This is a genomic window from Serinicoccus shuyuelongi, from assembly GCF_045032955.1.
Taxonomy (GTDB): domain Bacteria; phylum Actinomycetota; class Actinomycetes; order Actinomycetales; family Dermatophilaceae; genus Ornithinicoccus.
On sequence record NZ_JBJFZU010000004.1, the window covers coordinates 249363 to 263446 of the forward strand.

Below are 14084 nucleotides of genomic sequence, written 5' to 3' on the forward strand. Positions count from 1 at the left end.
CCGGCTCAGCCGAAACCGTGCCGGGCCAGCGGCCCGGTCAGCTCCCGCTCCTCGTAGGACAGGTGCGAGAGCAGGGTGTCGGTGAGCAGGTCGACGCTGTGCGCGAGCTCGTCCAGGGCCTCGCTGCCCGCCTGCCCGTAGCCGTCCTCGTCGACCAGGGCCACCAGGGCCCGGTCCAGCCGCTCCAGCACGTCCGCGATGACCTCGTGCTCCTCGTGCAGGCGGTCCAGCACCGGTTGCAGGGTGGGCTCGCGCCGCCCGAGGAACGGGAAGACCGAGCGGTCCTCCAGCGTGTGGTGGCCGGTGACGATCCGGCAGTACGACTCGCAGTAGGCACCGAGGGTCCAGTTGTTCTGCCGCATCGTCATGGTGTTGATGACCGAGCGTGCCTGGCCCACGTGCAGATGCCCCGAGCGCACCTGGTCGACCACGTCCCGGACGGAGGCGAGCTCGGTGCGCAGGTGGTCGTGGATGTCGATCAGGTGCTGCGGGGCGGCGAGCTGCTGCGCGGGGTATGCCGTGGGCCCGCCCTGCGGCGCCGGCCCGGTCGGGCGGGCCGCCTCGTCCCAGGCCAGCTCCCCGGTCAGCCGGGTCCCGTCGTCCGGGGTCGGGGTGATGCCCGCAGGGGCGGTGTCGACCACGTCGGTGGCCGGCCGGGCGGGGATCGGACCGGTGGGCACGGCGCTGCCGGCTCCCTGCGGGATGTCCCCCGCCGACGCGCCGGAGCGCTCGGCGTCCACCAGCTCGCGCAGCGCCGGGCCGACCTCCTGGCCGAAGGTCTGCACCTGGCCGGGGTCGTCGGTGGCCAGCACGAAGGTCGACATGCCGTGCTCGAGGACCAGGCCTGCGAGCTGCTCGGCCCAGTCGGCGGGGCTGCCCTGCAGCATCCCGGCGCCCCGGCCGAAGCGTCCGCCGATGTTGTAGAGCCGGACCACGTCGTGGGGTGAGCGACCGGCGGCGGTCGCGGCGTCGTCGATCCGGGCGTTCGCCTCGGCGAGGTCCTCGGGCGGCAGGTAGGCCATGCTCGGCAGCCAGCCGTCGGCGAGCCGCCCGGTCACCCGCAGCATCCGCGGCTTGTAGGCGCCCAGCCAGAGCGCGGGGTCACCGGCCGGGGCGGGGCCGGCGTGCAGACCGACGACCCGGTAGTGCTCGCCGTCCACCCGGACCGGGCCCGACCCGTCCCAGACCTGCCGGATGACGTCCATCGCCTCGACCAGGGCGTCCACCGCCTGCCCGGGGGTGCGCCGTGGGCCGCCGGCCGCGACGATGGCGTCCCAGAACGCGCCGGCCCCCAGCCCCAGGTCGGCCCGGCCGTGCGAGAGCAGGGACAGCGTGGCGACCGAGCGGGCGAGCACGACCGGCTCGCGCAGCGGCAGGTTGGCCACGTTCAGCCCCAGCCGCACCGTGCTGGTGCGGGCGGCGATCCAGGACAGCAGCGTCCAGCTGTCCAGGTGGGCGGCCTGGTAGGGGTGGTCCTGGACGGTGACCAGGTCGATCCCGGCGGTGTCGGCGAGGACGCCGAGCTCGACGGCGTGCTGGGGGTCCGCCGCGCCGGGGGTGGGGAAGATCCCCAGGCGTACCTGGTGGCCGAGGTCGGGCATACCTCAGACCCCCGCGACCCGGACGTGCAGCCGGTTTGCCCAGGGGTCCTCCAGGGTCACCGTCCGGCCGTCGTCGCGCAGCTGCACCCCGTGGTGGCGCATCCGCTCGGACAGCGCCCCCACGTCGTCGGCGCTCGGCAGCTCGATGTCGAGCTGGCCCAGCCCCAGGGCCGGGAAGCGCGGGCCTGCGCCGCGGCTGCGCCAGACGTTCATCGCCATGTGGTGGTGGTAGCCGCCGGCACTGACGAAGAGTGCCTGCCCGCCCAGCTGGGCGGTCGCGTCGAAGCCGAGCCGGTCGACGTAGAACTCCTTGGCCGTGCGGGTGTCGCCGACCGAGAGGTGGACGTGCCCGACCACGGCTCCGCTCACCGGCGCGGCCAGCACGTCCTCGTCCAGGTGCTCGCGCAGGAAGGCCTGCGGGTCCAGCATCACCGTGCTCATCTCCACCTGGCCGTGCACCCAGCTCCATCGGCTGCGGTCACGGTCCCGGTAGAGCTCGATGCCGTTGCCCTCCGGGTCGTCGAAGTAGAAGGCCTGGCTCACCAGGTGGTCGGCGCTGCCGGTGAAGCTGCGCGGGGCCCGGGTGGCCAACGAGGCGACGGCCACCGCCAGGTCCGCCTGGGTGGGGAAGAGGATCGCGGTGTGGAACAGACCGGCCGAGCCCGGTGCCGCGTGCGCCATCCCGGGCCGGTGCCGCAGGATCACGAGCGGGGTGCCCTCCCTGCCCAGGGTCACCACCGGTCCGTCCTGTCCGAGCACCTGCAGGGTCACCGCGTCCCGGTAGAAGGCGGTCATCCCGTCCAGGTCGGCGACGTCGAGCGTCACCGGGCCCATCGAGGTGTCGGCGGCGAGGCGGTCGAGGGTGGTGCTGGTCATCGGTGCTCCTAGGTACGTGACGTGTCACCTAGCATACCGCACCCCTGCCTTACGGACACGACGACGCCCCGCCGACCGGTCGGTCGGCGGGGCGTCGTCGGCGCGTCGTCGGCGGGTCAGGCGACCAGCGACCGCAGCACGTACTGCAGGATGCCGTCGTTGCGGTAGTAGTCCGCCTCGCCGGGGGTGTCGATCCGGACCACCGCGTCGAAGGAGACGGACTCGCCGCCCTCGCCCTTGGTGGCGGTGACCTTCACCGTCGACGGGGTGTCCCCGTCGTTGAGCGCGGTGACCCCGGCGATGTCGAAGGTCTCCGTGCCGTCCAGGCCCAGGCTCTGCGCGGTCTCGCCGGCCGGGTACTGCAGCGGGAGCACACCCATACCGATGAGGTTGGAGCGGTGGATCCGCTCGTAGGACTCGGCGATGACCGCCTTGACCCCGAGCAGCCGGGTGCCCTTGGCCGCCCAGTCGCGCGAGGAGCCGGAGCCGTACTCCTTGCCGGCCAGGACCATCAGCGGCGTGCCCTGCTCGGCGTAGGCCTGGGCCGCGTCGTAGATGGTGCTCTGCTCGCCGTCCTTCGTGAAGTCGCGGGTGAAGCCGCCCTCGACCCCGTCCAGCAGCTGGTTGCGCAGCCGGATGTTGGCGAAGGTGCCGCGGATCATCACCTCGTGGTTGCCGCGCCGGGAGCCGTAGGAGTTGAAGTCCTTGCGCTGGATGCCGCGCTCGGAGAGGTAGACGCCGGCCGGGCTGTCACCCTTGATCGACCCGGCGGGGCTGATGTGGTCGGTGGTCACCGAGTCACCCAGCAGCGCCAGCACCCGGGCGCCGGAGATGTCCTGCACCGGGTCCGGCTGCGCGCCCATCCCCTCGAAGTACGGGGGCTTGCGCACGTAGGTCGAGTCGTCGGCCCACTCGAAGGTGTCACCGTCGGGGGTGTCCAGCGAGGTCCACCGCTCGTCACCGGCGAAGACGTCGCTGTAGTCCTCGGTGAACATGTCCCGGCTGATCGAGGAGGCGATCGTGCGCTCCACGTCCTCGGGCGCGGGCCACAGGTCGCGCAGGAAGACGTCCTTGCCCTCCTTGTCCTGACCCAGCGGCTCGCTCTCGAAGTCGAAGTCCATCGTGCCGGCCAGGGCGTAGGCGATGACCAGCGGCGGCGAGGCCAGGTAGTTCATCTTCACGTCCGGGTTGATCCGGCCCTCGAAGTTCCGGTTGCCCGAGAGCACCGAGGTGACCGCCAGGTCGTTCTCGTTGATGGCGGTGCTGATCTCCTCGACCAGCGGGCCCGAGTTGCCGATGCAGGTGGTGCAGCCGTAGCCGACCAGGTGGAAGCCCAGGGCCTCCAGGTAGGGCCACATACCGGCTTTGTCGAAGTAGCCGGTGACGACCTTCGACCCGGGTGCCATCGACGTCTTCACCCACGGCGGGACGCTCAGCCCGGCCTCGACGGCGTTCTGCGCCAGCATCGCGGCGGCCATCATCACCGAGGGGTTGGAGGTGTTGGTGCAGGAGGTGATCGAGGCGATCGCGACGATGCCGTGGTCGATCTCGAAGCTCTCACCCTCCATCTCCACGGTGACCGGCTTGGAGGCACGGCGGGTGCTGCCGTCCTTGGGCCGGGCGGAGTGCCGCGGGCGGCCCGCCTCCTGGGACTCGGCACTGGCGTCGTGCGACGGGGCGTCCGAGGCCGGGAAGGTGTTCTCCAGCTCGTGGTCCACGTCGGACAGGACGGTGCTCTCGGCGTAGTTGGCCAGGTCGGCGCAGAACTGCGTCTTGGCGTCGGTGAGCGCGATCCGGTCCTGCGGGCGCTTGGGCCCGGCGATCGAGGGGACCACCGTCGACAGGTCCAGCTCGAGGTACTCGCTGTAGCGGGCCTCGGCGTTGCCGGTCGGCTCCAGCCACATGCCCTGCTCCTTGGCGTAGGCCTCCACCAGGGCGACCTGCTCGTCGGAGCGGCCGGTCAGCCGCAGGTAGTCCAGGGTGACCTCGTCGATCGGGAAGATCGCGCAGGTGGAGCCGAACTCCGGGCTCATGTTGCCGATGGTGGCCCGGTTGGCCAGCGGCACCGAGCTGACGCCGTCGCCGTAGAACTCGACGAACTTGCCGACCACGCCGTGGTCGCGCAGCTGCTCGGTGATGGTCAGCACCACGTCGGTGGCGGTGGCCCCGGCCGGGACCGATCCGCTGAGCTTGAAGCCGACCACGCGCGGGATGAGCATCGAGACCGGCTGACCGAGCATGGCCGCCTCGGCCTCGATCCCGCCGACGCCCCAGCCGAGCACGCCCAGGCCGTTGACCATGGTGGTGTGGCTGTCGGTGCCCACGCAGGTGTCCGGGTATGCCTGCAGCGCACCGTCCTGACCGGACTCGCGGGTCATCACGGTGCGGGCCAGGTGCTCGATGTTGACCTGGTGCACGATGCCGGTGCCCGGGGGCACGACCTTGAAGTCCTCGAAGGCGGTCTGGCCCCAGCGCAGGAACTGGTAGCGCTCCTCGTTGCGCTCGTACTCGATCTCCACGTTGCGCTCGAAGGCCTCCGGGCGACCGAAGACGTCGATGACCACCGAGTGGTCGATGACCAGCTCGGCGGGGGCCAACGGGTTGATCTTGGTGGGGTCGCCGCCGAGGTCACCCATCGCCTCGCGCATGGTGGCCAGGTCCACGATGCAGGGCACCCCGGTGAAGTCCTGCATGATGACGCGCGCCGGGGTGAACTGGATCTCCGTGTCCGGGTCCGCGTTCTCGTCCCAGCCGGCCACCGCGGTGATGTGGTCGGCGGTGATGTTCGCGCCGTCCTCGGTGCGCAGCAGGTTCTCCAGCAGCACCTTCAGCGAGTACGGGAGGTTGTCCGCCTGCTCGAGCTTCTTGATCCGGAAGATCTCGTAGCTGGCGTCCCCCACCTCCAGCGTGCCTCTGGCATCGAAGCTGTTCGGGTTGGTGCTCAACGTGGGTCGCTCCTTCACTCGCTGGCTTTTATCTTGACGTCAAGATATCTCACCGAGGGCGCCCTCCGCAAAGCGACACCGCTCCTGATCTCATCCTGCCGCATCCGGTGACCCGGGGTCAGGTGAGGCTCACCTGTCCTGCGCGGAGTCCGGGACCAGCAGCGCCAGGCACTCCACGTGGTGGGTCATCGGGAACGCGTCCAGCACCCGCAGTCCGGCCAGCCGCAGGCCCAGCTCAGCGGCGGTGGCCAGGTCCCGGGCCAGCGCGGCCGGGTCGCAGGCCACGTAGACGACGGCCCGGGGAGCCAGCGCCGCGAGCGCGGTCATCACCGGCGCGCCGGCGCCGGTGCGCGGCGGGTCCAGCACCACCAGGTCGATGTCCTCGCGCTGCTCCACCAGGCCGTCCAGCACGGTCGCGGTCTGCTCGGCGACCGCCTCCGCCCAGGGGTATGCCCGTAGGTGCTCCTCGGCGGCCGCGACCGCCTCCCGGTCGGACTCGACGGCGAGCACGGCCCCGCGCTCGCCGACGGCCTGCGCCAGCGGCACCGCGAAGAGGCCGACACCGGCATACAGGTCCAGCGCCCGCTCCCCCGGTCGCGGCCCCAGCCAGTCCAACACCTGGTCGGTGAAGAGGGTCGCGGCGCCGGGGTGCACCTGCCAGAAGCCGCGTGCCGAGAGGGTGAAGTCCTGGTCGTGCACGCGCTCGGTGACCTGGGGCACGGCGCCGACGGGGCGGGGACGGGGCGCACCGCCGCGCCCACCACGACCCCGCCCACCCTGGCGGCGGCCGTGACGGGGCGCGGGGAGGGCCAGCGGCACCGCGACCGGCTCCCCCACGGCCGGGGCGACGAGGTCGAGCGAGGTGACCCGGTGGTCCGGCACCGGGGCGCCGGCGACCAGGGCGGCGGGGTCGGCGAAGCCCCCGGTCGCCAGCACCCCGGGGTGCGCGATCCGGCAGTCGTCCACCGGGACGACCCGGTGCGAGCGGTGCTGCCGCAGCCCGCTGACCGGCGCCTGCCCCGGGCGGTGGCTGATCGCCACCTCCACCCGGGTCCGCCAGCGCAGACCGTCCTGGTCCCCGGGCAGCGGCTCGCAGACCACCGGGCCGAGGTCGTCGGGGTCGAGCCCGCCGAGGCGGACCAGCTGCTCGGTCACGACCTGCGCCTTGAGCCGGCGCTGGGCCGCCAGGTCCGCGTGCTGCCAGTCGCAGCCACCGCACCGATCGGGACCGGCGAACGGGCAGGGCGGCGTGACCCGGTCCGGCGACGGCTCGTGCACCTCGACGGCGTCGGCGCGCAGGAAGCGACCACCGCCGCCGACCTCGGTGATCCGGGCGGTGACCAGCTCCTCCGGCAGGGCGTGCCGCACGAAGACGACCAGGCCCTGCTCGCCCACCCGGGCGATGCAGTGACCGCCGTGAGCGACCGCACCGACCCGCAGCCGGACCTCGTCGCCGACCACCGGCACCGCGGTGTCGGGGTGGCTCACGTCTCGGTCATCGACCATGGGTCGGGCCCGTGGACGGGTCGATCGCGGCGGTCCCGCTCTCCTCGTCCTCCGGCTGGGCGGGGGTGCGCCCGACGGCCAGCAACCAGCCCATCACCACCACCGCGGCCAGGTAGGCCGGCCAGCCCAGGGCGATCTTGGTGATCCCCAGCCAGGCCACCTCGCCGGCCAGGTAGAGCGGCAGCATGATCGCGACCCGGATCGCGAAGAGTCCGACCAGCACCCAGGTCAGCCGGGAGCAGACCCGGACCAGGCCGGGGTCGCGTCGCCAGGCGGCGGGCCGCTCGGCGAAGTTCGGGTCGCCGATCGCGACGATGAACCCGAGCAGCGGCCACCGGGTCAGGATGGAGACCACGGCGCCGATCCCGTAGGCGGCGCTCACCAGGATCCCGGGAAGGAAGGCGTCCTCGGCCTGGCCGGAGCGGAGCGCGAAGAAGGCGGCGACCGCGGTGGCCAGCACCGCCGAGGCGATGAACCGCCAGGAGCCGCCGAGGTAGCCCCGCACCAGGGTGAGCACCACCAGCAGCGCGGCAGCGGCGACGACCGCCGGGCGCACCGCGTCGGTGACCAGCCAGGTCACCACGAAGGCGACGGTCGGCAGCGCCGTCTCCAGCGACCCGTACCAGCCGCCCAGCGCCTCGCTGATCCGGCGCCGGATGACCTGCTCGACGGTCTCCTGGGCGCTCTCCGGGGCGCTCACGTGAAGTCGGGGTTGTTCGGTGCCTTGGGAGCGTCGGTGGCAGCCGCCTCGGGCACGTGCTGGGCGGGCCCGGTCGGGCGGTGGGTGCTGATCCCGGCGACGGCGGTGGCGTCGCTGCTGCCGGTCGCGGAGGGGGCCTTGCGCACGGCCTCCTGGGCGGCGGCGCGGCGGGCCTCGCTCTGCTGGGCGCGGCGGGCCTCCGCCTCCTTCTCCAGGGCCTCGGTGAAGCCCCGCGGCGGGGTCAGGGTGAGCACCTCGCGGGGCGGGCGGGCCTCGTCGCCGCGCTGCACCACGATGCGGCGCACGTAGGCGAGGATGCCGCGGACCTGGTTGTCGTCGGTGGCGGCGGGACCGTTGACGACCACCCGCAGGAACCAGCGGGGCCCGTCGACGCCGAGGAAGCGGGCCGGCTGGTAGGCGACCCGTCCGTCCGGGGCGCGGCCGGGCATCCGGGCCCGCAGCTCCTTGCCCATCGTCCCGTCCACCGTCTCCGCGGCGCCGCCGGCGTCGACGAGGCCACGGGCGATGTCGGCACGCAGCTCGTCCCACAGGCCCTGGGTGCGGGGCGCCGCGAACACCTGGACCTGCGCGTGCGAGGCGCCGAAGCCGATGGTGGCGCCGATGACGCGCCCGGTGCCCTTCTCCAGGTCCAGGCGCAGCTGCATACCCCGGACGTTGGGCAGCCGGAGCGCCCCCAGGTCGATCCGGGCGTCCAGGTCGCCCCACTCGGAGACGTCGTAGGGACCGTCCTGCGCCCGCACCCAGTCGCGGTCGACCCCGGGCTCGCCCTCGGGCACGTGCGGTCGTGGCGACCCCTCCTCGAGCTCGCTCTCGTCCCCGAGCAGCTCGTCGTCGGTGAGGTCCTTCTTGCGTCGGCCAAAGAGTGCCACGGTCGGGTCAGTCCTTCGTGTGCGGATCGGTGCGGATGGGGGTCGCCGAGGTGCCGGTATGCCCGTGCCCGCCGACGCCGCGCTCGGACGGGGGCAGCTCGTCCACCTCGGTGAGGACGGGCTGCGCGACCTGCTGCAGCACCAGCTGGGCGATGCGGTCGCCGCGGCTGAGCCGGATCTCCTCGGTGCGGTCGGTGTTGAGCAGGTTGACCAGGATCTCCCCGCGGTAGCCGGAGTCCACGGTCCCGGGCGCGTTGACGATGGTCAGCCCGTGCCGGGCGGCGAGCCCCGAGCGCGGGTGGACGAAGGCGGCATACCCGGGGGGGACGGCGATCGCGACCCCGGTGGGGACCAGCGCGCGCTCCCCCGGCGCCAGCACCACGTCCTCGCGGGCGTGCAGGTCCACACCGGCGTCGCCCTGCCGCGCCGGGGCGGGGACCGGGAGGTCCGCGTCCAGGCGTCGCAGCGCGACGGGAACGGTGTGCGGTGTCGTCATCGTCACCGAGGGTAGCCGCCCGGCGTCCGGCTGCTCGCGGTGCCGGTCCTGCTCAGGCCGCGCACTCGGAGCAGACCGGCAGTCCGCCGACCTCCTTGGCGAGCTGGCTGCGGTGGTGCACCAGGAAGCAGCGGGCGCAGGTGAACTCGTCCTGCTGCCGCGGCAGCACGTGCACCGACAGCTCCTGGTCCGACAGGTCCGCCCCCGGGAGCTCGAAGCCCTCGGCCTGCTCGGTCTCGTCGACGTCGACGCTGCCCGAGGACTTGTCGTTGCGTCGTGCCTTCAACTCCTCGAGGGAGTCCTCGTTGAGCTCGTCGTCGTTCTTGCGTGGTGCGTCGTAGTCAGTCGCCATCTGTGGCCCTTTCGCCTGTACCGAGGTCTCTCGTCGTCCCTGAACGCTGTACACCCCGTTTTTGTGCCCGGGCGCACCTGGCGGTCCGCAGGTGACGCGCGGGATTCTGCCCTATCGCACCCCCGTCGCGCGAGGCGGTTGTCCCCCGGGCGTGGCGCGGGCCGCCCGGCAGGACCCGGGCGGGCCCCTCAGCGGGTCGGCGACCCGGCCCCGACCAGGCGTTCCACCTCGGCCCGGAGCACCGGGTGCAGCCCTGCCCCGGCCGCCACGATCATCTCCTGGGAGTCCGCGCTCCCGGCCTGCAGGCCGCTGGCCACGCCGCCCGCCTCGGTGAGGACCAGCAGCCCGGCCGCCCGGTCCCAGGCGTGGGTCCCGTACTCCCAATAGCCGTCGACCCGGCCGGCCGCGACGTGGCACAGGTCGAGCGCGGCGGCCCCCATCCGGCGCACATCACGGACCCGCGGCAGCAGGTCGGCCAGGACGGACGCCTGCAGCCGGCGGACCTCCCGGTCGTAGGAGAACCCGGTGGCCAGCAGGGCCTGCCCCAGGGTGTCCAGGCCGCCCGCCCGCAGCGGCAGCGAACGACCCCGGGTCTGCAGGTGGGCCCCGCCGCCGACCCGGGCGTGGAAGACCTCGTCGGTGCGCGGGTTGATGACCGCGCCGGCCACCGGGGCCCAGGCCCCGGTGGTGGTGGGGTCGCCGACCACGACGGCGACGGAGACGGCATACGCCGGCAGGTCGTACAGGTAGTTGACGGTGCCGTCGATGGGGTCCAGCACCCAGCTGAGGCCGGACGTGCCCCCGGTCAGACCCGCCTCCTCACCGAGCACGCCGTCCTCGGGGCGGCGTGCCGCCAGCCGCTCGCGCAGCAACGTCTCGGCGCGGGTGTCCATCTCGGTGACGACGTCGAGGTCGGTGCTCTTGGTGTGCGCCACGCCGAGGCCGTCCGGGCGGGTGTCCCGGATCATCGCGCCGGCCTCGCGGGCCAGCTCGACCGCAAGCAGCTCCAGCTCGCGGCGCTGCTCCTCCGGGACCCCGGTCGGGTCCGGTGCTCCGGTAGGCCCGGCGTCGCCTGCGGCGGGCATCAGTCGCTCCCGCAGGCCGCGGGGGCGGCGACCCGCAGGTTCGGGCAGCACCCCGGCCGGCAGATCGCCGGGCGCGGGTCGGAGCCGGGCCAGGTCGGCAGCGCCACCTGCTCCCCGCGGGCCTGGGCGGCGCGCTCGACGGCCAGGTCGACGAGGCCGACGACGAACTCGGTGTCGGTGCCCACGGTCGGCACCCGGAGCACGTCGAGGCCCAGCTCCTGGGCGGTCTCCTCGGCCTCGGTGTCCAGGTCGAAGACGACCTCCATGTGGTCGGAGACGAAGCCGATCGGGGCGAGCACCACGTGCTGCACGCCCCGCTCCTTGAGCGCCGTCAGGTGGTCGTTCACGTCCGGCTCCAGCCACGGCTGGCTCGGCGGGCCGGAGCGGGAGCAGTAGGTGAGGTCGTGCTGGACGTCCTCGCCGAGGGTGGCGCCCACCTCGGCGGTGATCGCGGCGGCCAGCTCGGCGTGCTGGGCGGAGTAGAGGTTGCCCTCGTCGTCGCCGGGGCCGGAGGTGTCGTCCATCGCGACCGGCAGCGAGTGGGTGACGAAGACCAGGTGCGGGACCACCCCGGTGCGCTCGTGCATCTGCCGCGCACCCTCGGTGACGATGCGCGCGTTGGCGCCGGCGAAGCCCGGGTGGTTCCAGTACTGGCGCACCTTGTCGACGTGCACCTCCTTGCCCTCCTCGCGCAGCTCGAGCTGGGCGGCGGCGATGTCCTCGCGGTACTGCCGGCAGGAGGAGTAGCAGGAGTAGGCGCTGGTGGTGACCGACAGCAGCCGGGTCATCCCCTCGTCCTGGGCCTGGCGGAACGCGTCCACCAGGAAGGGCTCGGAGTTGCGGTTGCCGAAGAGCACCGGCAGCGGCAGCCCGCGCCGGTCCAGCTCGGTGCGCAGCGCGTCGATCAGCGCCCGGTTCTGGTCGTTGATCGGGCTCTTGCCGCCGAAGTGCAGGTAGTGCTCGGCGACGGCCTCGAGGCGCTCGTCCGGGATGCCGCGCCCGCTGGTGACCCTGCGCAGGAAGGGCATCACCTCCTCGGGGCCCTCCGGGCCGCCGAAGCTGGTGAGGACGATGGCCTGGTAGGGGTAGAGGTCGTGGTCCTCGACCTCGCTGAGCTGCTCCTCCATCTCGGCCATCACCTCGTCCTGGGCGGTGGTGTCCTTACCGGTGGGGGACGGGTCGCCCGGCTGCTCGACGGCGGCGTCCTGCTCGGGGGGCTCTGCGGTGGGGTGGCTCACGATGCTTCTCCTCGGGAGGGGGTGATGGGCACGGGGGCGTGCAGGTCGAAGGCGATAGCGGCGACCCTGATGCCGAGCACCAGCAGCAGGGCGGCCCAGATGACCGGGAAGCTCAGGTGGCCGAGCTCGGAGGCGATCACGACGACCGAGGAACCGAGCAGGGCGGGCAGGGCATACAGCTCGCGGCGCAGCACCTCTGGCACCTGGCCGACGAGGACGTCGCGGATCATCCCGCCCCCGACCGCGGTGATGCCGCCGACGAAGACGGCGGCCAGCGGCGGGGCGCCGAGGCTGATCGCCTTGAGCGAACCGGCGACCGCGAAGGTCGCCACCCCGACGGCGTCCAGGTACTTCACCGACTGGGCGATCCGGCGCAGCCGCAGCTGCGGGCGGTGCCGGGAGAGGTCGACGAAGAGGCCGTGGAAGGCGAAGACGACCAGCCCGGCGACCAGGATGGTGATCACGTACCAGCCGTTGCTGATGCCGTCCGGCGGGAGGTCGCCGAGGAACACGTCGCGGATGATGCCGCCGCCGAGGCCGCTGACCCAGGCGAGCACCACGACGCCGAAGAGGTCGAGCCGGGCGCGGACGCCGACCAGACCTCCGGACAGGGCGAAGACGAAGATGCCGCACAGGTCCAGGGCGAGACGGACGTCTGCGGAGGCGGCGATCATGGCCCCTCCAGGGTATCCCTCGCGGCGCGCCCTCTCGCTGCTGGTCCGGCCGGGGTGGCACAGTGGTGGACCATGCAGCAGCTCCAGTTCGTCGAGCTCGACGAAGGCGGTCGCCTGGTCCTCGCGGACGAGGACGGCACGCAGTACGCCCTGCCCGTCGACGACCGTCTCCGGGCCTCGCTCCGCCCCCGCCGTGGCAACCCGTTCTCCAAGGACGGGCGGACCACCGTGAGCCCCCGCGACGTGCAGGCGATGATCCGGGCCGGGCAGCCGGCCGAGGACGTCGCCACGTCGACCGGTTGGGACCTGGACCGGGTGCGCCGCTTCGAGGGGCCGGTGCTCGCCGAGCGGGAGCACCTGGTGGGGCTGGCGCAGCGCGCGCCGGTGCGGGCCAGCGGACGCACCGACGGCTCGCACACCCTGGACCGTCGGGTCCAGGAGCGGCTGCAGAGCCGGGGCGTGGACCTGACCGCCGTGTCCTGGGACGCGGCCCGGGGTGAGGCGCACGGGCCCTGGACGGTCATCGTGGCGTTCGCCGCCGGGGGCCGTGAGCGCCGCGCCGCGTGGCACTACGACGTGCGCTCCCGCTCGCTGGAGTCGCTGGACGACGAGGCGCGCTGGCTGAGCGAGGACGAGCAGGCCCTGCCGGGCGGGCTGGCCGGACATCCGTTGCTGGGCACCAGCCACGGTGAGGACGAGGCCGCCGCGGACCTGATGGCGACGATGCGGGAGCGGCGTCAGCGCCGCGGCCGGCGCTCGCAGAGCAGCGCCCGCCGCACGGACGACCCGACGCACGTGCCCGGCCAGCAGCAGATGCCGGACGAGGTGCTGCCGCTGGAGGAGCTGTCCTACGACCCGGGGACGATGGGCGACCCGCCCGCGGCGCACCCCCGAGACCCTGCGCTGATGCCGGAGGGGGCCGAGGAGGCTTCCGAGACCGAGACCGAGACCGAGACCGAGGCCGAGGCCGCGGCGGAGGTCGAGATCCGGGTTGGCGAGACCGAGACGGAGACCGTGGCGCCGGTGGAGCCGCCGTCGCCGGAGGAGGCCCAGCGTGCGGTCGGCCGGTCCCCCGGGCGCAAGCGCCGGGGACTGCGGCTGCCGAAGGTGGGGGCCGTCCCCGAGCCCGAGCGGGACGAGGAGCCCGAGCCCGTCTTCGCCCGGGTGCACCACGACCCGAACGAGGTCACCTTCGACGAGTTCTTCGGCACCGACGAGGGGGACGAGGACGACGAGGCTGCCCCGGACGTGGCGCGTGGCGACACAGCTGCTGACGACGCGGGTGCCGACGACGCGATCGCGAACGAGAGCGAGGAGAGCGACGCCGACGCGGCTCCTGAGCCGATGGACGCGGACGGGCCGGTCGGCGTGGCGCTGGTGGACGAGATCGAGGAGGCCGACGAGGAGTCCGACCCCGACGAGGCCCCGGCCGACGAGGCTGACGCTGACGAGGACGACGCCCCGGACGACGAGGCTGGCCGCGATGAGGACGACGCTCCGGACGACGAGGCTGCCCCCGAGCAGCCGCCCGCCCGGGAGGCCGAGGAGTCACGACCGAGCAAGAAGGGCCGTACCAGCGTGCCCAGCTGGGACGACATCATGTTCGGCTCCCGCGACCGCCGCTGACGATCCCGACCGGCTCTCCCCACCCGACCGAGCGTCGCTTGTGGTTGCCCTCAGACCGACCGAGCGTCGCCTGTGGTTGCTCCCAGCCCGACCGG

12 protein-coding genes are annotated in these 14084 nt (G+C 73.4%); 1 reads left to right on the forward strand and 11 read right to left on the reverse strand.

Annotation, left to right across the window (positions count from 1 at the left end; translation table 11 throughout):
* Positions 1-5: 5 nt before the first annotated feature.
* From ACI3EY_RS07490 to ACI3EY_RS07540, 11 genes are all read right to left on the reverse strand, one after another.
* Complete coding sequence (locus ACI3EY_RS07490) at positions 6-1601, reverse strand: LLM class flavin-dependent oxidoreductase (RefSeq protein WP_405038083.1); 1596 nt, start codon at positions 1599-1601, stop codon at positions 6-8.
* A 3-nt stretch (positions 1602-1604) separates the two neighbouring features.
* The gene (locus ACI3EY_RS07495; protein WP_405039971.1) at positions 1605-2477 is read right to left on the reverse strand and encodes a VOC family protein; all 873 of its coding nucleotides are present in this window, start codon (positions 2475-2477) and stop codon (positions 1605-1607) included.
* Between the two features lie 116 nt (positions 2478-2593).
* Positions 2594-5440: an aconitate hydratase gene (locus ACI3EY_RS07500; protein ID WP_405039972.1), complete on the reverse strand. Its 2847-nt coding sequence runs from the start codon at positions 5438-5440 to the stop codon at positions 2594-2596.
* Between the two features lie 111 nt (positions 5441-5551).
* Positions 5552-6910, reverse strand: a complete 1359-nt coding sequence (locus ACI3EY_RS07505) for a class I SAM-dependent RNA methyltransferase (RefSeq protein WP_405039973.1) — start codon at positions 6908-6910, stop codon at positions 5552-5554.
* 7 nt (positions 6911-6917) lie between these two features.
* Positions 6918-7628, reverse strand: a complete 711-nt coding sequence (locus tag ACI3EY_RS07510; RefSeq protein ID WP_405039974.1) for a DUF3159 domain-containing protein — start codon at positions 7626-7628, stop codon at positions 6918-6920.
* Positions 7625-8518 carry a DUF3710 domain-containing protein gene (locus ACI3EY_RS07515; RefSeq protein WP_405039975.1) on the reverse strand — a complete coding sequence of 298 codons (894 nt, stop codon included), beginning with the start codon at positions 8516-8518 and terminating at the stop codon, positions 7625-7627. The genes ACI3EY_RS07510 and ACI3EY_RS07515 overlap by 4 nt, the downstream gene beginning before the upstream one ends.
* A gap of 7 nt (positions 8519-8525) precedes the next feature.
* Positions 8526-9014 carry a dUTP diphosphatase gene (gene dut / locus ACI3EY_RS07520; RefSeq protein WP_405038078.1) on the reverse strand — a complete coding sequence of 163 codons (489 nt, stop codon included), beginning with the start codon at positions 9012-9014 and terminating at the stop codon, positions 8526-8528.
* A 52-nt stretch (positions 9015-9066) separates the two neighbouring features.
* Positions 9067-9366, reverse strand: coding sequence for a DUF4193 domain-containing protein (locus tag ACI3EY_RS07525; protein WP_405038077.1), 300 nt, complete (start codon positions 9364-9366; stop codon positions 9067-9069).
* 188 nt (positions 9367-9554) lie between these two features.
* The gene (locus tag ACI3EY_RS07530; protein ID WP_405038076.1) at positions 9555-10451 is read right to left on the reverse strand and encodes an inositol monophosphatase family protein; all 897 of its coding nucleotides are present in this window, start codon (positions 10449-10451) and stop codon (positions 9555-9557) included.
* A complete protein-coding gene (locus ACI3EY_RS07535) occupies positions 10451-11689 on the reverse strand; it encodes a ferrochelatase (protein WP_405039976.1) in 1239 nt (412 codons plus the stop codon). The genes ACI3EY_RS07530 and ACI3EY_RS07535 overlap by 1 nt, the downstream gene beginning before the upstream one ends.
* Entirely contained in the window at positions 11686-12363 is a 678-nt protein-coding gene (locus ACI3EY_RS07540) for a trimeric intracellular cation channel family protein (protein WP_405038075.1), read from the reverse strand. The genes ACI3EY_RS07535 and ACI3EY_RS07540 overlap by 4 nt, the downstream gene beginning before the upstream one ends.
* A 72-nt stretch (positions 12364-12435) precedes the next feature.
* Between ACI3EY_RS07540 and sepH the strand changes: the two genes are divergently transcribed.
* Positions 12436-13989, forward strand: coding sequence for a septation protein SepH (gene sepH / locus ACI3EY_RS07545; RefSeq protein WP_405039977.1), 1554 nt, complete (start codon positions 12436-12438; stop codon positions 13987-13989).
* Positions 13990-14084 lie beyond the last annotated feature (95 nt).